Raw genomic sequence first — 22387 nt, forward strand, 5'->3', positions numbered from 1 at the left:
GGTAAATACCGGGGGAAGCAGGCCGATCAGGAACGGCATCAAAAAGTCATGTACTACCGGCAGGTCAAGAAACTGAGCATCCGCGAAACCGCAGATGCAACAGGCTACAGTGCTTCGCAGGTTTGTCGGATACAATCGCTATATAAAAATAATGAACCAACCTGAAAAGCAGGGATAGCGGTGTTTATTTGCGGTATGGCTTTAGAGGTTAGTAGTATGATCAAGTCCGCAGTATGCCAGGAGTGGACAATGGTTCGGATTAATTTCTGTTAATAAGGAAGCATATCGCTACATATAATCTCCATAATTTGCCAAATATAAATCAATAATCCTCTGTCAGAATTTCCTTTCTGAACAGGAGATGTTATGAACAAAATAAACCATCAAATCAAATATATTGAGTATTTGTTGAGGAAATGCAGAGCAATTTTAACCAATGATATTTCATTTCATGCAGACAGGCTAACCAAGATATCTGGAACATATCCGGACTTTCGTAACCCAGTAACGCTTAATGAGAAAATTTGCCATCGCATTTTATTTAGACACGACCCATTTTATACAATGCTTGCTGATAAGCTTCTGGTCAGAGAGTATGTTGAAAAGCGGACAAATTTAATCAAGCTTAATCCTTTAGTAGGTGTTTATAACAGAGTTGATGATATTGATTTCGACAAACTCCCCCCTAAGTTTGTTTTGAAATGCAATCATGATAGTGGTAGCACGGTCATATGCACGGACAGAACGGATTTTGATCCCATTACGGTTAAAAACAAATTAAAACTATCGCTTAAAAAGAATATGTATTATACGACCCGAGAATGGCAGTATAAAAATATACAACCTGTGATTCTCTGCGAAATGTACCTTGATATTTTTTTCAACAAAAACAGGAATGTAACTCCAGAAATGATAAGAGTTCATTGTTTTCACGGTGTTGCATGTTTTATCGAGGCCGATTTTACTGACAGTGATGGAAACGGATTCATTAACGTTTATGACAGATCGTGGAATTTACAACCCTTTCAGATGGAGTACCCAAATACGCCATCCCCGGTTGATGAACCAGAATCTTTTCATCAATCTGTTATTGCTGCCCAGGAGTTAGCAAAAGAGATAGACTACTGCCGCGTCGATCTTATGCTAAAAGGAGAAGATATCTATTTCAGCGAAATAACTTTAAGTCCCAAAAGAGGCAAGCTTAAAATCACCCCTGCAATCTGGGACGCCAAACTCGGGAGTATGTGGGATCTGTCTCTTGCTAAAACAGGCCCAATCTAGCCTGTTTATTCATGCCCTTAAACAGGCCATGAGAGTTTGAAAAGTGAGCCATTTTCTTGCGTTATACCATAGCTAACATCTCCGCCGTGGGCACGCATAATTGCTTTAACTACCGACAACCCTAAACCACAGCCCTCTGGATTAACATTTTTAGCATATTCTCCTCGCTGAAAAGGCTGGAATAAGGACTTCTGGAGTTCTTCAGGAATTCCAGGTCCTTTGTCCTGAACGATAATAAAATTATCGTTTCCCACAATACCATTCTTTACTAAAAGCGTTTGTGATGTGGAATATTTTAAGGCATTGTCAAAAAGAGCGGCCAGGCACTGAGTAATACGTAAAGGATCGCAGATACAACGCTGACAGCTGAGTTCAGTCACTATGTTAAAGCGTTTTGTTTCAAAGTCGGGTAAAAAGGTATCAAGCGCACTGGTGATCAGTGTCGCAAGTTCAACTTCACTGAGCTTCAAGGAATATCCTGCTCCTCCAGAGGAACTCACGACGCGGAGATCCTCGATTAAGTTAGTCAGGCCTTCAGTTTGTTTAAGGAGGTTTCTGAACAGCAGCGGTTCTGGTTCGAATACGCCGTCAACCAGTCCCTGAAGCCTTCCCCGTAAAATAGTTACCGGTGTTCGGAGTTCATGTGCGATGGCAGCATTCCATAAATTTCTCTGTGCATCCAGCGTCTGCAATTTTTCCGCCATTTCATTAAAGTCATCGACGAGTTTATTCATCTCACCTAACTGCGAGCCCCGGCTATATGCTCTCGCGCTCAAATTTCCCTGAGAGATTTGTTTCAGGCTGTAAGCCACTTCATTCAGGGGTTTTAATATTCTTGAAGACAGTTTTACGGTAAAAAAGAGTGAAACCACCAGACTAGTGATGGAAGCGATCAAGATCCACATCCAGTCCAGGAATGTCATATTATCTTCATTGCCTGCGGCCATCCCTCCCGGTAGGTAGTCAATCAAGAAACTATAAAATAAGTACGAACCGAGTACAGCAATGACAATAATCACAAAGGTTAGCGACAACATATATGTCAAAATCTGACGACTTAGGATCGTTTCTTTGTTCATTTTTTGTCACCCAACCGGTAGCCTAATCCTCGGATGCTTTCCGGAATGCCCTTCAACCCGGCATGTTCAAGCTTTTTCCGAAGTTTACTCATATGACTGTCTACAGTGCGATCCAACGAGTCTCCCTCAGGCAAACACGCATCGAGTAACTCTTCGCGAGAACAAACTTTTCTCGGGTTTCTCGCCAGATAGGTCAGGAGCTTAAACTCTGTGGTGGTTAATACTGGCGTGGAAACCTCACCTTGAGCAGTGATTTCAACGTAAAACTCATCAGGATAAATCGTTATAAAAGGCGTTCTTAAAGGCCGTGAATGTGTAGACTCTGCAACCGGTCTGGTTCTGCGAAGTACAGCTTCAACCCTGGCAATAACCTCTGATGGATTAAAGGGTTTTATCACATAGTCATCAGCCCCGAGCCGTAGTCCCATCAGTTTATCAACGTCTTGATCAAGTGCTGTGACCATGATGACAGGGACATTAGTTTCCTTTCTTAACGTTGTAAGAACATTCCAGCCATCATATACGGGCAGGTGAATATCCAACAGCAGAAGGTCGGGCTTGTGTTGACGAGTAAGGTTGATCGCCTGCTCGCCATCTTCAGCTCTCAGGGTTTTCATACCTGCCTTATTTAAATAGCCCGTCAGTATGGCGGCGATGTCATCATCGTCTTCTGCGACGATAATCAGATTATTGTTCATATTTTTTCCACAGTGCTGATGACACCATACATTTTACCCTGAAAGACCTTTTATCGTCATGCTTAAAGATTTTTCATTTTGGCTTTATTTGACAGATATTGTTTGAAAAAGTTCATTAAAAAGTCATTGAAAACTTAACCTGCCACGCTCTCCATATCCACTACACATTTCATAAATAATTAATCAACATCACTAAGCAATAATCTACAACCATGTTGAGGGTTTGTACTGTTGTCTAAAGAGTGTTATGACGTTGACTAAATTTTTTTTCCGACGTGAGAATTTGATGGCCTCACTTTTATTTTGCATCGTTACATATGTGTTATTATCTGCCTGGCTTCACCTTGTGCATGCAATCAATGAAAAAGTAGAATCCACTTTACCCTCATCTTTACTGATTCGTGTTTTGATTATCATTGCTGTAATATCACTTACTATTCATAAAAAATCTGGGGTTTTAAAATATTTAATTGTAATGTCATTCGGTCTGGTTTTTCTATTTATAGATATCATCATTGCATTCCATCTGTTTTTGAATACTTACCCAGATATTTATGACTTTGTTTTTTATTATGAATCTTTTTTATTGATCTACTTTTGCGGACTCCCTTTTTGTTTATACATAAGAATGGTTTGATATTATGCATTGTCATGCATAATGCATAATGCATAACTTCAGGAGTGTGTACACATATCCTCCACAAAACATCCATTCACTATGGACATCATGACGTTACACTTAGCGCATATTTTTATGACAACTCTATTATGTTGCCTCGTTTCACTAGGTTGAAATAATTAACCAACGGCAGAATACTTTTACACTCCGATGCTTAATACACATTTATCATGATTAATGAAAGCAACAAAAGATCTACAGCCCCCGGGGTTTCTGTCTCACTTAAGAGACTTGCCTGGCGGAATCGAAAGAAATTGTGCATTACGTTCATGCTGGTAATTGCTGAAAACGTTGCATTCCTGCTCTATCCCATTTTGGCGGGCATGGCGATAAATGCCATTCTGGGCGGACAGACGTCAAATGCGGCTCTTTATGGCCTGATGGTTCTGTTCATGTGGTGCATGGGAGCCACCAGACGTAGTGTAGATACGCGAACGTTTGCACGTATCTACGCAAGTCTTGCTGTGACTGTAGTATTAGCCCAGCGAAAATATTCACTTAATCACTCGACTATTGCTGCGAGAGTCACTCTGTCCCGTGAATTTGTGGATTTCTTCGAGTTGCACCTTCCCGTATTGATCACCTCGATCATTTCCCTTTTCGGCGCAGCAATTATGCTGTTATGGATTGAGTTCTGGACAGGTATAGCCTGTTTGATCATCGTGGCAATACTGATGTGTTTCGCCTCAAGCTATGCCTGCAAAAATGAGACATTCTACAGGCGGCTGAACAATCGCCTTGAGAAAGAGGTCGATTATGTTAACAAGGCGTCTTTAGGTGCTCTTAAGCGACATTACGACACACTTGCCCGCCTGCGCGTGGTGTTATCCGACAGAGAGGCATTAGGATATTTATGCATAGGCCTTCTGGTCTCGGCTCTCTTTTCCATGACCATTATCAGGATGAGCATGGAATCCGGAATTAATGCCGGACATATTTATTCCGTCATGACCTATATGTGGATGTTTGCAACAAGCCTGGATGATGCACCACAACTTCTTGAGAAATTTTCCCAGCTCAGGGATATCGGTAAACGGGTTTCGACAGACGATGAGACCTCTTTATCAGGAAAACCATGCTGAATTTTTACCCTTTGTATGTTAACTGGAAGTATACCTGATGCCGCACTTTTTCATTGAGCGCCCCATCTTCGCATGGGTTATCGCCCTGTTTATTGTTCTGACAGGAATATTGTCTATTCCTCGTTTACCGGTTGCGCAATACCCTGCCGTTGCGCCGCCCGGCATTATCATTTCAGTGAGTTATCCTGGCGCCAGCCCGGAAGTGATGAATACGTCCGTCGTGTCTCTGATCGAGCGTGAAATTGCGAGTGTTGACAATTTACTCTATTTTGAATCTTCCAGTGACACGACGGGGATGGCGTCAATTACTGTAACCTTCAAACCCGGAACCGACATCAAACTCGCCCAGATGGATCTGCAAAACCAAATTAAAATCGTGGAATCTCGCCTGCCGCAGTCGGTAAGACAGAATGGGATAAGTGTTGAGGCAGCTAATTCAGGTTTTTTAATGATGGTGGGATTAAAATCCCAAAACGGAGACTATCAGGAAGCTGACTTAAGCGATTATTTTGCCAGGAATGTTACTGATGAACTCCGGCGCGTGCCCGGTGTAGGTAAAGTCCAGCTTTTTGGAGGAGAAAAGGCACTCCGAATATGGCTGGACCCGATGAAATTACACAGCTATGGGATCTCTGTTACGGATGTATTAAGCGCCATCAGTCAACAAAACGTGATTGTTTCACCGGGCAGAACCGGAGATGAACCTGCGGCTAGCGGGCAAGGTGTGACCTATCCAATAACGGTAAAAGGGCAACTCTCTTCGGTTGAAGAATTTCGCAATATCACGATTAAATCACAGGTCTCCGCCGCCAGGGTTACACTGGCAGACGTTGCCCGCGTGGAATCCGGGTTACAAAGTTATGCATTTGGGATCCGTGAAAATGGCGTGCCAGCAACGGCAGCCGCCATTCAATTGTCTCCTGGCGCAAATGCGATTAGTACTGCGTCGGGTATCCGCGCACGGTTAACAGAACTGTCCGGTGTACTTCCCGAGGGAATGACATTCACCGTGCCTTTCGATACGGCTCCGTTTGTAAAGCTATCGATATTGAAGGTCGTTGAGACATTTGTTGAAGCCATGGTTCTGGTCTTTTTCGTGATGCTGCTTTTCCTCCACAAGATACGCTGCACGCTTATTCCTGCGATTGTGGCCCCCGTGGCGCTGCTCGGCACTTTTACCGTAATGCTATTAAGCGGTTATTCCATCAATATTTTAACCATGTTTGGAATGGTGCTGGCCATCGGGATTATTGTTGACGACGCGATTGTGGTAGTAGAAAACGTCGAACGACTAATGGAAGACAAAAAAATGTCTCCACAGGATGCCACGCGAGAAGCGATGCGTGAAATTACGCCGGCCATCATTGGCATTACGCTGGTGCTTACTGCGGTGTTTATACCTATGGCCTTTGCCAGCGGATCCGTGGGTATTATTTATCGCCAGTTCAGCATTTCGATGGCGATATCCATTTTACTGTCCGCATTCCTGGCACTGACGTTAACCCCTGCGCTTTGTGCAACCTTGCTCAAACCACATGGTATTCATCAGGGTAAAAGCAGCGCATTTTCTACGTGGTTTAACGCTCACTTTCATCGCCTGACTTCGTTTTACGCCACTGGTCTGGGATTTGTTTTGAAGCGTACCGGCCGTATGATGATGATCTACGCTGCATTATGTTTGGCATTGTTTGCCGGTCTGTCTTCCTTACCATCATCATTTTTACCTGATGAAGATCAGGGCTATTTTATGTCCTCAATCCAGCTCCCTTCTGATGCCACGATGCAGCGGACACTTAAGGTTGTCGATACATTTGAAGAGGAGATCGCCCAGCGTCAGGCGGTAGAAAGTAACATTATGATCCTAGGATTTGGTTTCTCAGGATCAGGTCAAAATTCGGCCATGGCATTCACCACCCTTAAGGACTGGAAACAACGCAAAGGAACCACGGCACAGGAAGAAGCCGACCATATTCAGTCCCAAATGGCAAACGTGCCGGACGCGGTGACGATGAGTCTGCTGCCTCCGGCCATTTCTGATATGGGAACCTCATCCGGGTTCACTTACTATTTACAGGACAGAGGCGGGAAAGGATATCAGGCACTCAAGAAGGCTGCCGATGAACTTATTGTGCAGGCAAATCATAATTCTCAACTTGCTGATGTCTATATTGATGGGCTTGGTGAGGGTACAAGCCTTGCCCTGCATATCGACAGGGAAAAAGCGGAGGCCATGGGGGTGTCGTTTGATGAGATAAATCAAACCATTTCCGTTGCAACAGGTTCCAATTATGTTAATGACTATACCAATAATGGCCGGGTTCAGCAGGTTATCGTCCAGGCGGATGCGCCGTACCGGATGCAACCAGAACAACTGTTGGCTTTGTCTGTCAAAAACCGTCTGGGGCAGATGCTTCCGTTATCCACTTTTGTGACGCTTTCATGGAATATTGCACCGCAGCAGCTGATCCGCTATCAGGGATATCCTGCCATACGCATTACCGGGAGTGCCGCACAGGGAAAATCGTCGGGTACCGCAATGGCGGCAATGGACAAGCTGGCTAAGCACTTACCACCGGGGTTCGCCGGTGAGTGGGCGGGAAGTTCGTTACAGGAAAGGGAGTCCGCATCACAGCTTCCGGGTCTTATTGTGCTCTCGGTACTGGTGGTATTCATGGTGCTGGCTGCGCTTTACGAAAGCTGGTCCGTTCCCTTCGCGGTCATGCTCGTTGTTCCTCTGGGGCTGCTTGGCGCTGTGCTTGCCGTATCCGTTACGAATATGACGAATGACGTCTTTTTCAAAGTGGGCCTGATAACCCTGATTGGACTTTCCGCCAAGAATGCGATTCTGATTATCGAGTTCGCGAGACAATTGATGAATGAAGGAAAGAGCCTTATTGATGCGACATTGATGGCAGCAAAGCAGCGCTTGCGGCCAATACTCATGACTTCTCTGGCTTTCACATTAGGTGTTGTTCCGCTGATGCTCGCCAGTGGAGCCAGCGACAGCACGCAGCATGCGATTGGCACCGGTGTATTCGGCGGGATGATTAGCGGAACGCTACTGGCCATTTTCTTTGTTCCGGTATTTTTCGTGACGATCACCCGATTTACTGGCATGCAAAAAGGCAGACCTGGGAATAGCCGGAACGGCTAATCTCTGCCCTGTGTCCCGGCCAGTTTAAAGCAGGTTTCTTGCTGAACTGGCTGGCATAACATTATCAAGGACATTATGAACATCATTGTCACTCAAAGGTTAATCATTCGCCCTTTTAAGGCAGAGGATGCGGCAGCACTTTTCGATTACCTCTCTTCACCACGTGCTCCTTGCTTTAATGATGAAAAGTTACATTCGCTAGCCGAGGCGGAGAGCGACGTGGCTAAACGAGCCACGGACCCAGCGCAGTTTGCCGTTTGTCTAAAAGAAACTGATACGTTAATCGGACATTTTTTTGCGGACAATAGCGACGAGCCAGACAGCAATACCTGGTCAGTGGGCTGGCATTTTAATCAACGTTATGAACGTCAGGGATATGCGAGCGAGTCAGTTGCTGCACTATTTGATTATTTATTTAAAGTAAAAGATGCCAGGCGTTTGTATGCCTGGGTAGAAGTTTACAATCTGGCCTCTCAAAAACTCTGTGAACGTTTGCATATGCGGCATGAAGGTTGTTTTAAAGAGTTTGTCGCCTTTGAAAACGAGGATGGAAAGGCAAGATATGACGACACAAACATCTATGCGCTATTGCATAAAGAATGGACAAAGTAGAGGACTAAGAAAAATGTCAGTTCTTCGCTCAACACTTCCTGTCAACCTGGTTTCCATATCATAGATCTGATGTACAAAAAACGACCTTAACGTACAATAATTTTCGATATCCAAACTGACCCCTTGATAGCCGCTTTTGGCGCCCGAAGGAGCGGTCTGTTGAGCGTGTTAAACCAATAATCCGTGGCGGCAATGCTCGCTTCGCGCATTAAGCCTTGGCTCTGCCATTCCGGCGCAAGCCAGAACCCGCGATTGTTATCTTCCTCGTCGTACAAGCAGATGAGCCCTATCAATTCTTCTGGATTTTCATGTCGACGAATCGACCAAAACCAGGCGATTCCTTTTTCGACATCCGGCAGCGCGACGTGATTGACGTAATACTCCGCACCGTTGGGTGGATAGGGCCAGGGCACGCTGGCGACCATATAGCGAACAATTTCCCAGCGCGGATAAAGCGTCTGAATTTGCTCTGCATCCGTTGTTTCTAACGGTTTAAGTAACAAACGTTCCGTGGTGAGCGTGGGCGTGGCCATGTCAGGATCTCCCTTTTTAGTCGTTATGTTTTTGTTTACCTTCTGCTATTTTCATGAGTACCACATTCTAAAAAGCCTGAACAGCAGAGGAATGAATGACCTTAAGACGTGCAGTACCTGAGGAAGCTGAAAAACTGTGGCAAATTCGCAATCAGGCGATTCGCGCAGGCTGTCAGAGCAGTTATGACGCCGAGGTTATCGATCGCTGGACACCCGATCTGATGCCGGAAAGCTATCGTCAGGTGGTTATCGACAATCCTTTTTACGTTGCCGTTGATGAAAATGGCGAACCGGTCGCAACCGGTTATCTTGATCTGGCGATAAACAGCGTGGAGGCCGTATTTACTGTGCCGAACGCGACGGGCAAAGGGCTGGCCGGGAAGATTATTACAGCGATAAAAGAGGAAGCGCACCGACGGGGAATAAAACGGATAACACTCTCATCGACGCCCAATGCGCACGCTTTTTATCTGAAACAAGGATTCACCACGCTCGGTGAAAATCGCTATGTTTCAAAGCTTGCAGGAGCAGAACTGCGCTGTATCGATATGGCAATCATTATTGATAATAACGCCCGATAAACGGGCGGTTTCGTTACATTTTCTGAGCAATATCCCAGATAAAGCCAAAGGGAACTTTTAAGCGTGCTTTTAAATCACCCCAGAACATTTCAGTGGGTTCTTGCAGAGTAGTCGCGCCAGCGTCGACCATCTCATTTACCAAACTAACTGCATCATCAACGTACATATAAAAAATAAAATAACGATGTCTCCGGGCAGTACTGTGGTTTGCTCGGTATCGTCATTCCCGAATTAAGGCTCTCGTCTGGCAACGAAAAACAGTCGTGGAAAGGCCAGTAATATCTGTCCATTTTCCTGAATCGGATACTGCTGGACCAGCAGTTCATGATACCGCTCCAGAAACTTCAGCTGTTCATGTTCGCTTAATTCCTGCATCCACGGACGTAACCCCGTTGCACTGACCCAGTCAATAATGGCCTGATGGGAGCTCATCTTGTGATAGTACGTTGTCCGCCAGATATCCACATCGCAACCGGCTTCCGTCAAAATATCGTAGTAAGCATGAATGCCGGGCAGCGGTTCACGGGCACGATTCGGATAGCCCTGTTCGTAAGCGACTTCTCGCATCAGAACATGGCTGGGTTCATCTACGTTATCGGGCATTTGTACTGCCAGAACGCCATTGAGTTTGAGCTGGGAAATGAGGTGGGGGAGCAGCGCGTAATGATCTGGCACCCACTGCAGCGAGGCGTTGGCGTAAATGAGATCGACCGCGTGTTCTGGCTTAAATTGCCGGACGTCAGCCTCAATGAAGCGACATTCAGGCACCGCAACGCGCGCCTGTTCCAGCATCGCAGGCGAATTATCGACACCCATAATCCGGGCCAACGGCCAGCGTTGATGTAAAAGGGCGGTGCTGTTGCCAGGGCCGCAGCCTAAGTCGAGCACATCTGACACATCGTCGAGCGCAATGCGCGCGAGTAATTCCGAAGCCGGACGCGTTCGTTCCGCGCCATATTGCAGATATAAAGAGGGATTCCAGTCAGCCATGCGCACATCTCCGGGTTGCTTGTACAAAAAGTGTAGATGATCCGCTATTTTTGGTCTGTTTCGACGCTCAACTCAACCATACCATCGGCGCAGCAATTCTTCTTGCGATGGTGTCAGCTAATGCGTGTCTGATTCTCATCATTTTCTCACCACTATTTCCCGTTTTCAGATGTTGTGCTTAAATAGCTAAACCGGTTTAACAAATTTAGCTAAAGGTGAGCGTCATGAAGAAAATATGGGTTCTGGGCGATGCGGTTGTCGATTTGTTGCCCGATGGCGAAGGACGATTGCTGCAATGTCCAGGCGGGGCGCCTGCCAACGTGGCGGTCGGCGTTGCGCGTTTAGGCGGTGAGAGCGGTTTTATTGGCCGAGTGGGCGACGACCCGTTTGGACGCTTTATGCAACAAACGCTGATCGCCGAGAATGTGAGCGTGGATTCTCTGTATTTCGATGCGCAGCAACGTACATCGACGGTGGTTGTGGAATTGCAGCCCGACGGCGAGCGTTCGTTTACCTTTATGGTTCGCCCCAGCGCCGACCTGTTCTTGTCACCCCTGGATTTACCCGCTTTCCAGCAGGGGCAGTGGCTGCACACCTGTTCCATTGCGCTAAGCGCCGAACCGAGTCGCTCTACTACGTTTCAGGCGATGGATGCCGTTAAAAAGGCGGGCGGGCTAGTCAGTTTTGATCCCAATATTCGAGCCGATCTCTGGCAGGACGCCCACGTTTTGCGTGACTGTCTTGATCAGACATTACGCAAAGCCGACATGGTTAAGCTGTCGCGAGAAGAGTTAACGTTTCTTACCGGGCAACTCGCGGTCGAGGAGGGCCTGAGGCTGTTAGTGGATCAATACGCGGTGCCGACAGTGCTGGTTACGTTGGGTAAAGAGGGCGTTGTCGCCTGGCACAACGGTCAGATCACCACCTATGGCGCCCCAGTGGTCAAGAGCGTGGATACCACCGGTGCAGGTGATGCTTTTGTCGCTGGGATGCTGTATGGCCTGGCGAGCGGAACATCCGATTTCCCAACCATCATTGCGCAAGCGCAGCGCTGCGGTGCGCTTGCCACGACGGCCAAAGGGGCGATGACCGCATTACCCTATCGACGCGACCTGGATTAAAAGGACCTGTCCGCCGCGGCGCCTCGGTCTGAATTGTCGTGCGGGTCACATTTACTAAAACGGTTTAGCAAAAAAAGTTGCCCAAGCAAAATTGAGCGGTTTAGTATCTCCAAACTAAACCGGTTTAGCAATTTAGCAACTTTCAATAACCTCTTTTAGGGATGCGACAAAATGTATAAAAAACGCAGACTTGCCGTGATGATTGGCATGCTGGCCGGAAGCGCTTCTGTGTATGCTCAGACGGATATGAACAGTATCGAACACCGTCTTGCCGCGCTTGAACAACGCCTCCAGGAGGCCGAAGGACGTGCAACGGCGGCTGAAAAACGGGCGGCCGCCGCAGAACAAAAAACGCAACAACTCGTGGCCGTTCAGCAGCAAACGCAAACCAGCACCCACGACGTCGCACAGCGCACCGCTGCGTTAGAGAAGAAATCAGACTTAACCAGCGGGTTCGAGTTTCACGGTTATGCTCGCTCAGGATTGCTGATGAACGACGCAGCATCCAGCAGTAAAAGTGGTCCGTATCTGACTCCCGCCGGTGAAACGGGCGGCGCAGTGGGACGACTGGGTAACGAGGCGGACACTTACGTTGAGCTGAATGTCGAACACAAACAGACGCTGGAAAGCGGGGCGACGACGCGCTTTAAAGCCATGCTCGCGGATGGCCAAAAAACCTATAACGACTGGTCAGCCGACTCCAGCGATCTGAATATTCGTCAGGCGTTTGCAGAGCTGGGCAGCTTGCCTGATTTCAGCGGCCCGCTGAAGAGCAGTACCTTCTGGGCAGGTAAGCGTTTTGACCGTGATAACTTCGACATCCACTGGCTCGATTCTGACGTGGTGTTCCTGGCCGGGACCGGCGGTGGGGTCTATGACGTCAAATGGGATGACAATTTCCGCAGCAATTTCGCCATTTACGGGCGTAACTTTGGCAGCGAAGAAGAGATCGACAACAACGTTCAAAACTACATTCTGAGCATGAATCACTTTGCGGGTCCGCTGCAGGTGATGGTGAGCGGGATGCGTGCCAAGGACAACGACGACCGTCAGGATGCTAACGGCGATCTGATCAAAACCGATGCCGCGAATAAAGGTGTTCATGCGTTGGTCGGGTTGCATAACGACAGCTTCTACGGCCTGCGTGAAGGTTCTGCCAAAACGGCAGTGCTGTACGGGCATGGTCTGGGTGCCGAAGTGAAAAGTATCGGTTCGGACGGGGCTTTGCTGTCTGAAGCGGATACCTGGCGCTTCGCAAGTTACGGTGTCACGCCTCTCGGCGGCGGATGGCATATCGCTCCAGCACTGCTGGCACAGAGCAGTAAAGATCGTTACATCAAAGGCGACAGCTACGAATGGGTCACGCTCAATACGCGCCTTATCAAGGAAGTGACGCAAAACTTCGCACTCGCCTTTGAGGGCAGCTATCAATACATGGATTTGAATCCAGAAGGCTACAAAGACCGCAACGCGGTGAACGGCAGCTTCTACAAACTGACCTTCGCACCGACGTTAAAAGCGGGCAAGATTGGCGATTTCTTCAGCCGTCCTGAATTACGGTTGTATGCGACATGGATGGACTGGAGCAGCAAACTGGATAAGTACGCCAGCGATGACGCCTTTGGCAGCAGCGGCTTCAACGCAGGTGGGGAATGGAACTTTGGGGTACAGATGGAAACCTGGTTTTAACCCTTCACGCTCCCGCCTGGCGGGGGCGTCACTTACATCATAAAAATACGTTCAGGTAGAGGTGTCTATGGATTTCGATAAAGTTGCCCACGCGCTGATTCCGCTGCTCGGTGGAAAAGAGAACATTGCCAGCGCGGCGCACTGTGCCACGCGTTTACGCCTGGTCCTGGTCGATGATGCGTTGGCTGACCAGCAGGCGATCGGCAAGGTTGACGGGGTCAAAGGGTGTTTTCGCAACGCGGGGCAAATGCAGATCATTTTCGGCACCGGCGTGGTGAATAAAGTCTACGCGGCGTTCATTCAGGCCACTGGCATAGGTGAATCCACCAAGTCTGAAGCCGCCGACATCGCGGCGCGTAAGCTGAATCCGTTCCAGCGTATCGCGCGTCTGCTGTCGAATATTTTCGTGCCGATTATTCCTGCCATCGTCGCATCGGGTCTGCTGATGGGCTTGCTGGGAATGGTAAAAACCTACGGTTGGGTGAATGCTGACAACGCGATCTACATCATGCTCGACATGTGCAGTTCAGCAGCGTTTATCATTTTGCCGATCCTGATTGGTTTTACCGCCGCCCGTGAATTTGGCGGCAACCCGTACTTGGGCGCGACGCTTGGCGGCATCCTGACGCATCCGGCGTTGACCAACGCCTGGGGTGTGGCATCGGGCTTCCATACCATGGACTTTTTTGGTCTCGACATCGCCATGATCGGTTACCAGGGTACGGTATTCCCGGTGCTGTTGGCTGTGTGGTTTATGAGCCATGTTGAAAAACAACTCCGCCGCGTGATCCCGGATGCACTGGACTTAATTCTCACGCCGTTTTTCACCGTGATTATTTCCGGCTTTATTGCATTGCTGATTATTGGCCCGGCGGGCCGCGCACTGGGTGACGGCATCTCGTTCGTACTGAGCACGCTGATTGAACATGCGGGTTGGCTGGCAGGGCTGTTATTCGGTGGCCTGTACTCGGTGATTGTCATCACTGGTATCCACCACAGTTTCCACGCTATCGAAGCGGGATTGCTGGGAAATCCGTCGATTGGTGTTAACTTCCTGCTGCCGATTTGGGCGATGGCGAACGTGGCGCAAGGCGGGGCGTGTCTGGCCGTGTGGTTTAAAACTAAGGACGCGAAAATTAAAGCGATAACCTTACCGTCCGCATTTTCTGCCATGCTCGGTATCACCGAGGCAGCCATCTTCGGGATTAACCTTCGCTTTGTGAAGCCGTTTATTGCCGCGTTGATTGGTGGTGCAGCGGGCGGCGCGTGGGTGGTTTCGGTACATGTTTATATGACGGCAGTGGGCCTGACGGCGATTCCAGGCATGGCGATTGTGCAGGCGAACTCGCTGCTGAACTACATCATCGGCATGGTCATTGCTTTTGGCGTCGCCTTTGCGCTGTCTTTACTGCTGAAATACAAAACGGACTCTGAATAATGACGATGACTTCTCGCTGGCCTGCGGTACTGCAGGCCATCATGAAAGGCCAACCGCAAGCGTTAACTGACGATCATTATCCTCAGTGGCATCTTGCGCCGGTGACCGGATTGATGAACGATCCCAACGGTTTTATCTGGTTTGCCGGACGTTACCATCTGTTCTATCAGTGGAACCCGCTGGGCTGCGATCATCGTTACAAATGCTGGGGCCACTGGAGTTCGGCTGATTTAGTGCAGTGGCAGCATGAACCGATGGCGCTGATGCCGGATGAAGAATACGACCGTAACGGCTGCTACTCCGGTAGCGCCGTGGATAATCAGGGCGTTTTGACGCTGTGCTATACCGGCAACGTCAAATTTGATGACGGCAGTCGCACCGCATGGCAATGCCTGGCAGTACAAAATGAAGCCGGTGGTTTCGATAAGCTCGGTCCAGTATTGCCGCTACCGGAGGGTTATACCGGCCATGTGCGCGACCCAAAAGTGTGGCAGCACGATGGGCAGTGGTACATGGTGCTGGGCGCACAGGATTTACAAAAGCGCGGCAAAGTGCTGCTGTATCAGTCTGCTGATTTACACAGCTGGCAGTCCTGCGGCGAGATCGCGGGCCACGGCGTGAACGGCCTGGCCGATGCAGGTTATATGTGGGAGTGTCCTGACCTGTTCGAACTGGATGATACGCACGTGTTGATCTGCTGCCCGCAGGGACTGGCGCGCGAACCGCATCGCTATCGCAATACCTATCCCTCTACCTGGATGAGCGGCAATTTTCACTATGACGATGCGAAATTTGAACATGGCGCACTGCACGAACTGGATGCCGGGTTTGAATTTTATGCGCCGCAAACGACATTAGCGGCAGATGGCCGTCGGATCCTGATTGGCTGGATGGGCGTTCCGGACGGAGAAGAGATACTGCAGCCAACCTGCGAACACGGCTGGATCCATCAGATGACGTGTCCGCGCGAGCTGCATTTCCGCGACGGAAAGCTTTGGCAAACACCGATTCGTGAATTGCAACAGCTGCGCGAGGAAGAGCAAAGCTGGCACGGAAACGCAGCGTCAGCCCCCGCGCTGGACGCCGGGCGTCTTGAGTTCGAGCTTAAAACTGACGCGGCGGTGAAGGTGAACTTCGCCAATACGCTGTGGCTCTGCCTGGACGAAAAGGGGATTAAGCTGGAACGAAAAAGCCTGCGCAACGATGAGGTATTGACGCGTTACTGGGACGGAAAGGTCACCTCTTTGCGCGTTTTATGCGACAGATCCAGTGTCGAAATTTTCATTAATGAAGGCGAGGGCGTGATGAGCAGCCGCTATTTCCCGGGCCATCCGGCGCAAATACGCTTCGAAGGTGCGTCCGTCATCACATTACGCTACTGGTCGCTTCGCGCTAGCATGATAGAATGAGGGTTTTGGCAGCCGGGTCTAAGTCGTTGTGAGAAAAACAAAACGCATCACCATTAAAGACGTAGCAGAACTGGCGGGCGTATCGAAAGCGACCGCCAGTCTGGTTTTGAATGGTCGCAGCAAAGAATTACGTGTCGCAGAAGAAACGCGCGATCGCGTGCTTGCCATTGCAAAACAGAATCACTACCAGCCCAGTATTCATGCGCGATCGCTACGGGATAATCGTAGCCATACTATCGGGCTGGTCGTGCCAGAAATCACCAACTACGGCTTTGCAGATTTTTCTCATGAGCTGGAGACGCTGTGCCGCGAAGCCGGCGTCCAGTTGCTTATCTCCTGTACGGACGAAAACCCGGGGCAAGAGACCGTGGTGGTCAACAATATGGTTTCCCGGCAGGTCGATGGTTTGATTGTAGCCTCGAGCATGTTGAATGACGCCGACTACCAAAAGCTGAGCGAACAACTGCCCATCGTGCTGTTTGACCGACATATGAATGACAGTTCGTTACCGCAGGTGATTACCGACTCCATTACGCCAACCCGTGAACTCGTCGCCGACATCGCTCGGCAGCATCCGGATGAAATCTATTTTCTCGGAGGGCAACCGCGGCTTTCGCCGACGCGCGATCGTTTAGAAGGATTCAAGCAGGGGTTAGCGCAGGCAGGCGTCACCTTGCGTCCGGAATGGATTATTCACGGGAACTATCATCCAAGTTCCGGCTACGAGATGTTCGCCGCGCTGTGTGCGCAGTTGGGGCGTCCACCGAAGGCCGTTTTCACGGCTGCCTGTGGCTTACTCGAAGGGGTGTTGCGCTACATGGGCCAGCACAATCTGTTGCAAAGTGATATGCGACTGGCCAGTTTTGACGATCACTATCTTTACGATTCTCTGGCCATCCCGATTGATACGATACGCCAGGATAATCGCCAACTGGCGTGGCACTGCTTTGATTTGATTGGCAAGTTGATTGAAGGGGACGTTCCTGATCCGCTGCAACGCAAGCTCGATGCAACGCTCCAACGGCGGCATAAAACGGCAGGGTGATCCTGCGGTTCTTTCCAGCTTTTGAATGAGCATACAACGCCATAGTACGTCACTACGCTAAAGTTATTCCTCATTCATGGTAGATATAAAACGCTTCACTGTGTGCGAACGTTCAAACCGCCGCCAGCAAAGGGCGATATCAGTATCGATCCCAGGTGAGCTCAACGCATGATAGGTGACACTTGGCGGTGAAATGGCTGCCATCGACTCCGGTACCATGGCGAACCCACAGCCTGCGGCCACCATGCTTATGGAAGAGGAAAGCTGTGACGACTGCAATATTTTCTGCATATCAATTCCGGCTCGCTCGCAGCAACCGTAAACGCTGTCGTACAAGCACGGAGCAATCTCCTGCGGGAATAACACCATCGGCGTATCCCGCAATTGCTCCAGGGCTACATCACCACTTTCTGCAAGCGGATGGTTGCGATGTAACGCGACCATCATTTGTTCTCGGTCGAGGACTTTCACTTCAAACGCCTTGCTGCTCTCGCACGGTAGACGCACAAAGGCGATATCCAGTTCACCTTCCGCCAGCATAGTCGTCAGCGATGACATATTGGCCTCTACCTGGTAAACACGCACAGCCATATTCTGTTTCTGATATTTTCGGATAAGCGCGAATATTTTGGGATGAAAGGCGTCCGAACTGGTGATTCCGATCGACAGACTGCCGTTCAGCCCGCGCGCGATACCTCGGGCTTTTTCCAGCGCGGCATCGCTCAGCGCCAGGATTTTACAGGCGTCTTCATAAAAGGCTTCTCCCGCCTCGGTTAGCTCCACACCTCGTGTCAGGCGCCTGAACAACGGTGTGCCAACTTCATCCTCAAGCCGTTTGATCTGCTGACTCAGAGGAGGCTGAGAAATACCCAGCGCTTTGGCTGCCTTGGTGAAGTGTCGCTCACGTGCAACGGCGACAAAATACCGCAGATAACGAAGTTCCATATCTAAAACGTCTCAAACCAGCATGGGATCTATATTGGAACTCTCCGCTGAATCGGGTCAACATTTATTTAACCTTTCTAAATAAAGTTGAAGAGGACGAATACGATGTTGCATTCATCTGCATGCGACTGTGAGGCCAGTTTGTGCGAGACCCTGCGCGGGTTTTCCGCCCAACATCCTGACAGCGTGATCTACCAGACATCGCTTATGAGCGCTCTGCTGAGCGGCGTGTACGAAGGGGAGACCACCATCGCCGAACTGCTGGCACACGGCGATTTTGGTCTGGGCACGTTCAATGAGCTGGACGGCGAAATGATTGCCTTCAGCAGCCAGGTATATCAATTGCGCGCCGACGGCAGCGCCCGAGCCGCCAAACCCGAGCAGAAAACACCTTTCGCAGTAATGACCTGGTTTCAGCCTCAATACCGCAAAACCTTCGATACACCGGTGAATCGACAGCAAGTCCATGAGGTGATCGACCAGCAAATCCCCTCAGATAATTTGTTCTGCGCCTTACGTATCGACGGGAGTTTCCACCATGCGCACACCCGAACCGTTCCACGCCAGACGCCGCCATACCGGGCGATGACCGATGTGCTGGACGACCAGCCGGTGTTTCGCTTTAACCACCGCGAAGGCGTGCTGGTCGGGTTCCGTACGCCGCAGCATATGCAGGGCATTAACGTGGCAGGTTATCACGAACATTTCATTACCGACGATCGTCAGGGTGGGGGGCATCTGCTCGACTACCAGTTAGAAAACGGTGTGCTGACCTTTGGTGAAATTCACAAGCTGATGATTGACCTGCCTGCCGACAGTGCTTTTTTACAGGCTGATCTCCACCCCAGCAATCTGGATGCAGCGATCCGTTCCGTAGAAAACTAACAGGAGAACCACCGTGAACAGTGATAAACAGATACGGCAGTGGGCACATGGCGCCGATATGATTGTCGGCCAGCTGGAAGCGCAGGGGGTGAAGCAGGTTTTCGGTATTCCGGGCGCAAAAATCGACAAAGTTTTCGATTCCCTGCTGGATTCCTCCATCGAGATCATTCCCGTGCGTCACGAGGCGAACGCGGCGTTTATGGCGGCGGCGGTGGGTCGGCTAACCGGTAAAGCTGGAGTGGCGCTGGTCACTTCCGGGCCGGGTTGTTCGAATCTGATTACCGGCATCGCTACGGCTAACAGCGAAGGCGATCCGGTGGTTGCGCTGGGGGGCGCCGTGAAGCGGGCGGATAAAGCCAAACTGGTGCACCAGAGTATGGACACCGTTGCCATGTTCAGCCCTGTCACAAAATATGCCGTTGAGGTCAATTCACCAGACGCTATTGCCGAAGCTGTGTCGAACGCCTTTCGCGCCGCAGAACAGGGCAGGCCGGGTGGGGCGTTTGTCAGCCTGCCGCAGGATATTGTCGATCAGCCCGTCACAGGGGCGATTCTCCCTGCCAGCACCGCCGCCATGATGGGCCCTGCGCCGGAATCGGCCATTAATGACGTGGCGAAGCTAATCGAAAACGCCAAAAATCCGGTGATCTTGCTGGGGCTGATGGCCAGCCAGCCCGCGAACAGCGTAGCGTTGCGTAAGCTGCTGGAAAAAAGCCGTATCCCGGTTACCAGCACCTATCAGGCCGCCGGAGCCGTGAACCAGGAGCACTTCACCCGTTTTGCCGGGCGCGTCGGACTCTTCAATAATCAAGCCGGCGACAGGCTGCTGCATCTGGCCGACCTGATTATCTGCATCGGCTACAGCCCCGTTGAATACGAACCTTCCATGTGGAACCGCGGCGATGCCAGGCTGGTGCACATTGATGTCCTCCCAGCCTATGAAGAACGCAACTACGTGCCCGATCTGGAGCTGATAGGGGACATTGCCGCCACGCTGGATCTGCTCGCGAGCCGAATCGTGCAGAAGCTTGAGCTCAGTCCACGTGCGTCAGAAATTCTTGTTGATCGTCAGCATCAGCGCGATCTGCTCGATCGCCGTGGTGCATCGCTCAACCAGTTTGCCTTGCATCCGCTGCGCATCGTCCGGGCGATGCAGGACATCGTGAACAACGACGTGACGCTCACGGTCGACATGGGCAGTTTTCACATCTGGATCGCCCGTTATCTCTACAGCTTCCGGGCACGTCAGGTGATGATTTCCAATGGCCAGCAGACTATGGGCGTCGCGCTACCGTGGGCCATTGGTGCGTGGTTAGTGAATCCGGGTCGGAAGGTGGTTTCGGTATCAGGCGATGGCGGCTTCCTTCAGTCAAGCATGGAGCTGGAAACCGCTGTGCGTCTCAACGCCAACGTGCTGCACATCATCTGGGTGGATAACGCCTACAACATGGTGGCAATTCAGGAAGAGAAAAAATACCAGCGTCTTTCGGGCGTGGAGTTCGGCCCGGTCGATTTTAAAGTCTATGCCGACGCCTTCGGTGCAAAAGGCTTTTCCGTGGAAAGCGCCGACGCGCTTGAACCGACGCTCCGTGCAGCGATGGATGTCGATGGCCCGGCCGTGGTGGCCATTCCCGTCGACTACAGCGATAACGCGCTGCTGATGGGCCAACTCCATCTCAGCCAGATTTTGTGAATCATGATAAGGACAAAGAAATGCAAAAAGTTGCTCTCGTAACCGGCTCAGGCCAGGGGATTGGTAAAGCGATTGCGCTTCGCCTGGTGAAAGATGGCTTTGCTGTTGCCATCGCCGACTATAACGAAGAGACGGCAAAGGCCGTCGCCGATGAGATCGTCCAAAGCGGAGGCAAAGCTATCGCCGTGAAGGTGGATGTCTCGAACCGTGAACAAGTGTTTGCGGCGGTGGAGAAAGCGCGCACCGCGCTGGGCGATTTCAACGTTATCGTCAATAATGCGGGCATTGCGCCGTCTACACCAATTGAGTCGATCACGCCAGAGATTGTCGACAAAGTCTACAACATCAATGTAAAAGGGGTGATCTGGGGTATTCAGGCCGCGATTGACGCATTTAGAAAAGAGGGGCACGGTGGCAAGATCATTAATGCCTGCTCCCAGGCGGGACATACCGGCAACCCGGAACTGGCGGTTTACAGCTCCAGCAAATTCGCGGTTCGCGGGTTAACCCAGACCGCAGCACGGGATCTTGCTCCGCTAGGGATCACCGTTAATGCCTATTGCCCGGGCATCGTCAAAACGCCCATGTGGGCGGAAATCGATCGTCAGGTGTCTGAGGCGGCCGGTAAACCGCTAGGTTATGGCACAGAAACCTTTGCGAAACGTATTACGCTCGGCAGGTTGTCCGAACCGGAAGATGTGGCCGCCTGTGTCTCTTATCTCGCAGGACCCGATTCCGACTACATGACCGGCCAGTCCTTGCTGATTGACGGTGGGATGGTATTTAATTAAGCGCTACAAAGTTCTGGTATGAGTTTACCCCTGTAGATCTACAGGGGCCTTTTAATGACTGCTAAGTTAAGAACCTTATGAGAGCCAGTATTTGCCAGAAAATCCGCACCAATACTTCAGTGCGCATAATGTATATTATGTTAAATTCAATATCTGTTAACCAACTATTGAACCAGGCTCTATCTGTATCACTTACTAATCCACCTAACTCAATGATTCCCATACCTAAACTCAATAATGCTTGCGCTACGTGAATTCTGTGATTTCACCAGTACACTGATGAGCCAGATTTCACGCAGACAATCCGGAAATACAGGGATAATTTGCCGATACGCGCGCTTTCTTGTACCCTTCCCTTGCACTTCCATCACCATAATCAGAACTGGATTCATATGGCCGATCATCTTTCTAAAGACCCGTTGCATGGCATCACGCTTGAAATGCAAATCAATGCACTCGTCGCTCATTACGGCTGGGATAAACTCGGCAAACTGGTCAACATCAATTGTTTTAAAAGTGACCCTAGCGTCAAATCCAGTCTGAAGTTCCTCCGCCGCACGCCCTGGGCGCGCGCTGAAGTTGAAGCGCTGTATCTCGATTCCCGGGAAGATTTTGCATCTGATAACGATGACGATCATAACGATGACCCCTGGGCCAACAGTCGAATGAAAAAGAGCTGATC

The 22387-nt window shown here is 50.1% G+C and carries 19 protein-coding genes and 2 pseudogenes; 15 read left to right on the forward strand and 6 right to left on the reverse strand.

What is annotated here, in order from left to right; all coding sequences use genetic code 11:
• Positions 1–165 (forward strand): helix-turn-helix domain-containing protein (locus ACKI5T_RS12280; protein WP_407437972.1); only part of this gene is annotated, 165 nt, incomplete at its 5' end.
• Positions 166–366: 201 nt separating this feature from the next.
• Positions 367–1281 (forward strand): ATP-grasp fold amidoligase family protein, encoded by a 915-nt coding sequence (locus ACKI5T_RS12285; RefSeq protein ID WP_407437756.1) that lies wholly within the window; start codon positions 367–369, stop codon positions 1279–1281.
• Between the two features lie 17 nt (positions 1282–1298).
• On the opposite strand, the gene ACKI5T_RS12290 is transcribed toward ACKI5T_RS12285, so the two are convergent.
• Together ACKI5T_RS12290 and ACKI5T_RS12295 are read right to left on the reverse strand one after the other, a co-directional pair.
• Positions 1299–2360, reverse strand: a complete 1062-nt coding sequence (locus tag ACKI5T_RS12290; protein WP_407437758.1) for an ATP-binding protein — start codon at positions 2358–2360, stop codon at positions 1299–1301.
• Entirely contained in the window at positions 2357–3058 is a 702-nt protein-coding gene (locus ACKI5T_RS12295; RefSeq protein ID WP_032611657.1) for a response regulator, read from the reverse strand. Before ACKI5T_RS12295 ends, ACKI5T_RS12290 begins: the two co-directional genes overlap by 4 nt.
• An 849-nt stretch (positions 3059–3907) precedes the next feature.
• Here ACKI5T_RS12295 and ACKI5T_RS12300 point away from each other — a divergent pair.
• The 3 genes from ACKI5T_RS12300 to ACKI5T_RS12310 all read left to right on the forward strand — a co-directional run bounded on the left by ACKI5T_RS12300 (position 3908) and on the right by ACKI5T_RS12310 (position 8585).
• The gene (locus tag ACKI5T_RS12300; protein ID WP_407437760.1) at positions 3908–4819 is read left to right on the forward strand and encodes an ABC transporter six-transmembrane domain-containing protein; all 912 of its coding nucleotides are present in this window, start codon (positions 3908–3910) and stop codon (positions 4817–4819) included.
• Positions 4820–4856: 37 nt separating this feature from the next.
• On the forward strand, positions 4857–7973 hold the full coding sequence (kexD, locus tag ACKI5T_RS12305) for a multidrug efflux RND transporter permease subunit KexD (RefSeq protein ID WP_407437761.1): 3117 nt from the start codon (positions 4857–4859) through the stop codon (positions 7971–7973).
• Positions 7974–8048: 75 nt separating this feature from the next.
• Positions 8049–8585, forward strand: coding sequence for a GNAT family N-acetyltransferase (locus ACKI5T_RS12310; RefSeq protein ID WP_407437763.1), 537 nt, complete (start codon positions 8049–8051; stop codon positions 8583–8585).
• A 128-nt stretch (positions 8586–8713) separates the two neighbouring features.
• Here ACKI5T_RS12310 and ACKI5T_RS12315 read toward each other — a convergent pair.
• A pseudogene (locus tag ACKI5T_RS12315) lies at positions 8714–9118 on the reverse strand (GNAT family N-acetyltransferase); the annotation flags it as partial.
• Positions 9119–9213: 95 nt separating this feature from the next.
• On the opposite strand from ACKI5T_RS12315, the gene ACKI5T_RS12320 reads away from it, so the two are divergent.
• On the forward strand, positions 9214–9699 hold the full coding sequence (locus ACKI5T_RS12320) for a GNAT family N-acetyltransferase (RefSeq protein WP_407437765.1): 486 nt from the start codon (positions 9214–9216) through the stop codon (positions 9697–9699).
• A 13-nt stretch (positions 9700–9712) separates the two neighbouring features.
• Here the strand turns inward: ACKI5T_RS12320 and ACKI5T_RS12325 are convergent.
• Both ACKI5T_RS12325 and tam read right to left on the reverse strand, forming a co-directional pair.
• Positions 9713–9892, reverse strand: a pseudogene (locus tag ACKI5T_RS12325) (VOC family protein); the annotation flags it as partial.
• A 38-nt stretch (positions 9893–9930) separates the two neighbouring features.
• On the reverse strand, positions 9931–10689 hold the full coding sequence (gene tam / locus ACKI5T_RS12330) for a trans-aconitate 2-methyltransferase (protein WP_407437766.1): 759 nt from the start codon (positions 10687–10689) through the stop codon (positions 9931–9933).
• A gap of 224 nt (positions 10690–10913) precedes the next feature.
• Between tam and ACKI5T_RS12335 the strand changes: the two genes are divergently transcribed.
• From ACKI5T_RS12335 to ACKI5T_RS12355, 5 genes are all read left to right on the forward strand, one after another.
• Positions 10914–11810 (forward strand): aminoimidazole riboside kinase, encoded by an 897-nt coding sequence (locus ACKI5T_RS12335; RefSeq protein ID WP_407437768.1) that lies wholly within the window; start codon positions 10914–10916, stop codon positions 11808–11810.
• A gap of 171 nt (positions 11811–11981) precedes the next feature.
• Positions 11982–13499 carry a carbohydrate porin gene (locus tag ACKI5T_RS12340; RefSeq protein WP_407437770.1) on the forward strand — a complete coding sequence of 506 codons (1518 nt, stop codon included), beginning with the start codon at positions 11982–11984 and terminating at the stop codon, positions 13497–13499.
• Between the two features lie 67 nt (positions 13500–13566).
• A complete protein-coding gene (locus ACKI5T_RS12345; RefSeq protein WP_407437771.1) occupies positions 13567–14937 on the forward strand; it encodes a sucrose-specific PTS transporter subunit IIBC in 1371 nt (456 codons plus the stop codon).
• Entirely contained in the window at positions 14937–16346 is a 1410-nt protein-coding gene (locus ACKI5T_RS12350) for a sucrose-6-phosphate hydrolase (RefSeq protein WP_407437773.1), read from the forward strand. The genes ACKI5T_RS12345 and ACKI5T_RS12350 overlap by 1 nt, the downstream gene beginning before the upstream one ends.
• 28 nt (positions 16347–16374) lie before the next feature.
• Positions 16375–17391 carry a LacI family DNA-binding transcriptional regulator gene (locus tag ACKI5T_RS12355; RefSeq protein WP_407437775.1) on the forward strand — a complete coding sequence of 339 codons (1017 nt, stop codon included), beginning with the start codon at positions 16375–16377 and terminating at the stop codon, positions 17389–17391.
• A gap of 63 nt (positions 17392–17454) precedes the next feature.
• On the opposite strand, the gene ACKI5T_RS12360 is transcribed toward ACKI5T_RS12355, so the two are convergent.
• Positions 17455–18336 carry a LysR substrate-binding domain-containing protein gene (locus tag ACKI5T_RS12360; RefSeq protein ID WP_407437777.1) on the reverse strand — a complete coding sequence of 294 codons (882 nt, stop codon included), beginning with the start codon at positions 18334–18336 and terminating at the stop codon, positions 17455–17457.
• Between the two features lie 105 nt (positions 18337–18441).
• Here ACKI5T_RS12360 and budA point away from each other — a divergent pair, with 105 nt between their 5' ends.
• The 4 genes from budA to ACKI5T_RS12380 all read left to right on the forward strand — a co-directional run bounded on the left by budA (position 18442) and on the right by ACKI5T_RS12380 (position 22385).
• On the forward strand, positions 18442–19221 hold the full coding sequence (gene budA / locus ACKI5T_RS12365) for an acetolactate decarboxylase (RefSeq protein ID WP_407437779.1): 780 nt from the start codon (positions 18442–18444) through the stop codon (positions 19219–19221).
• A gap of 13 nt (positions 19222–19234) precedes the next feature.
• Complete coding sequence (gene alsS / locus ACKI5T_RS12370; RefSeq protein WP_407437781.1) at positions 19235–20914, forward strand: acetolactate synthase AlsS; 1680 nt, start codon at positions 19235–19237, stop codon at positions 20912–20914.
• 20 nt (positions 20915–20934) lie between these two features.
• On the forward strand, positions 20935–21705 hold the full coding sequence (locus ACKI5T_RS12375) for a (S)-acetoin forming diacetyl reductase (protein ID WP_012017419.1): 771 nt from the start codon (positions 20935–20937) through the stop codon (positions 21703–21705).
• Between the two features lie 392 nt (positions 21706–22097).
• Positions 22098–22385, forward strand: a complete 288-nt coding sequence (locus tag ACKI5T_RS12380) for a VF530 family DNA-binding protein (protein WP_012017420.1) — start codon at positions 22098–22100, stop codon at positions 22383–22385.
• The last annotated feature ends 2 nt before the right edge of the window (positions 22386–22387 follow it).

This window comes from Lelliottia sp. (genome assembly GCF_045627565.1).
Taxonomy (GTDB): Bacteria; Pseudomonadota; Gammaproteobacteria; order Enterobacterales; family Enterobacteriaceae; genus Enterobacter.

Coding starts and splice junctions, on each gene's coding strand:
- ACKI5T_RS12310 (WP_407437763.1), top strand. CDS start 8,049: ATGAACATCATTGTCACTCAAAGGTTAATCATTCGCCCTTTTAAGGCA.
- kexD (WP_407437761.1), top strand. CDS start 4,857: ATGCCGCACTTTTTCATTGAGCGCCCCATCTTCGCATGGGTTATCGCC.
- ACKI5T_RS12295 (WP_032611657.1), bottom strand. CDS start 3,058: ATGAACAATAATCTGATTATCGTCGCAGAAGACGATGATGACATCGCC.
- ACKI5T_RS12300 (WP_407437760.1), top strand. CDS start 3,908: ATGATTAATGAAAGCAACAAAAGATCTACAGCCCCCGGGGTTTCTGTC.
- ACKI5T_RS12360 (WP_407437777.1), bottom strand. CDS start 18,336: ATGGAACTTCGTTATCTGCGGTATTTTGTCGCCGTTGCACGTGAGCGA.
- ACKI5T_RS12285 (WP_407437756.1), top strand. CDS start 367: ATGAACAAAATAAACCATCAAATCAAATATATTGAGTATTTGTTGAGG.
- ACKI5T_RS12290 (WP_407437758.1), bottom strand. CDS start 2,360: ATGAACAAAGAAACGATCCTAAGTCGTCAGATTTTGACATATATGTTG.
- budA (WP_407437779.1), top strand. CDS start 18,442: ATGTTGCATTCATCTGCATGCGACTGTGAGGCCAGTTTGTGCGAGACC.
- ACKI5T_RS12340 (WP_407437770.1), top strand. CDS start 11,982: ATGTATAAAAAACGCAGACTTGCCGTGATGATTGGCATGCTGGCCGGA.
- ACKI5T_RS12380 (WP_012017420.1), top strand. CDS start 22,098: ATGGCCGATCATCTTTCTAAAGACCCGTTGCATGGCATCACGCTTGAA.
- ACKI5T_RS12335 (WP_407437768.1), top strand. CDS start 10,914: ATGAAGAAAATATGGGTTCTGGGCGATGCGGTTGTCGATTTGTTGCCC.
- ACKI5T_RS12375 (WP_012017419.1), top strand. CDS start 20,935: ATGCAAAAAGTTGCTCTCGTAACCGGCTCAGGCCAGGGGATTGGTAAA.
- tam (WP_407437766.1), bottom strand. CDS start 10,689: ATGGCTGACTGGAATCCCTCTTTATATCTGCAATATGGCGCGGAACGA.
- ACKI5T_RS12345 (WP_407437771.1), top strand. CDS start 13,567: ATGGATTTCGATAAAGTTGCCCACGCGCTGATTCCGCTGCTCGGTGGA.
- ACKI5T_RS12320 (WP_407437765.1), top strand. CDS start 9,214: ATGACCTTAAGACGTGCAGTACCTGAGGAAGCTGAAAAACTGTGGCAA.
- ACKI5T_RS12350 (WP_407437773.1), top strand. CDS start 14,937: ATGACGATGACTTCTCGCTGGCCTGCGGTACTGCAGGCCATCATGAAA.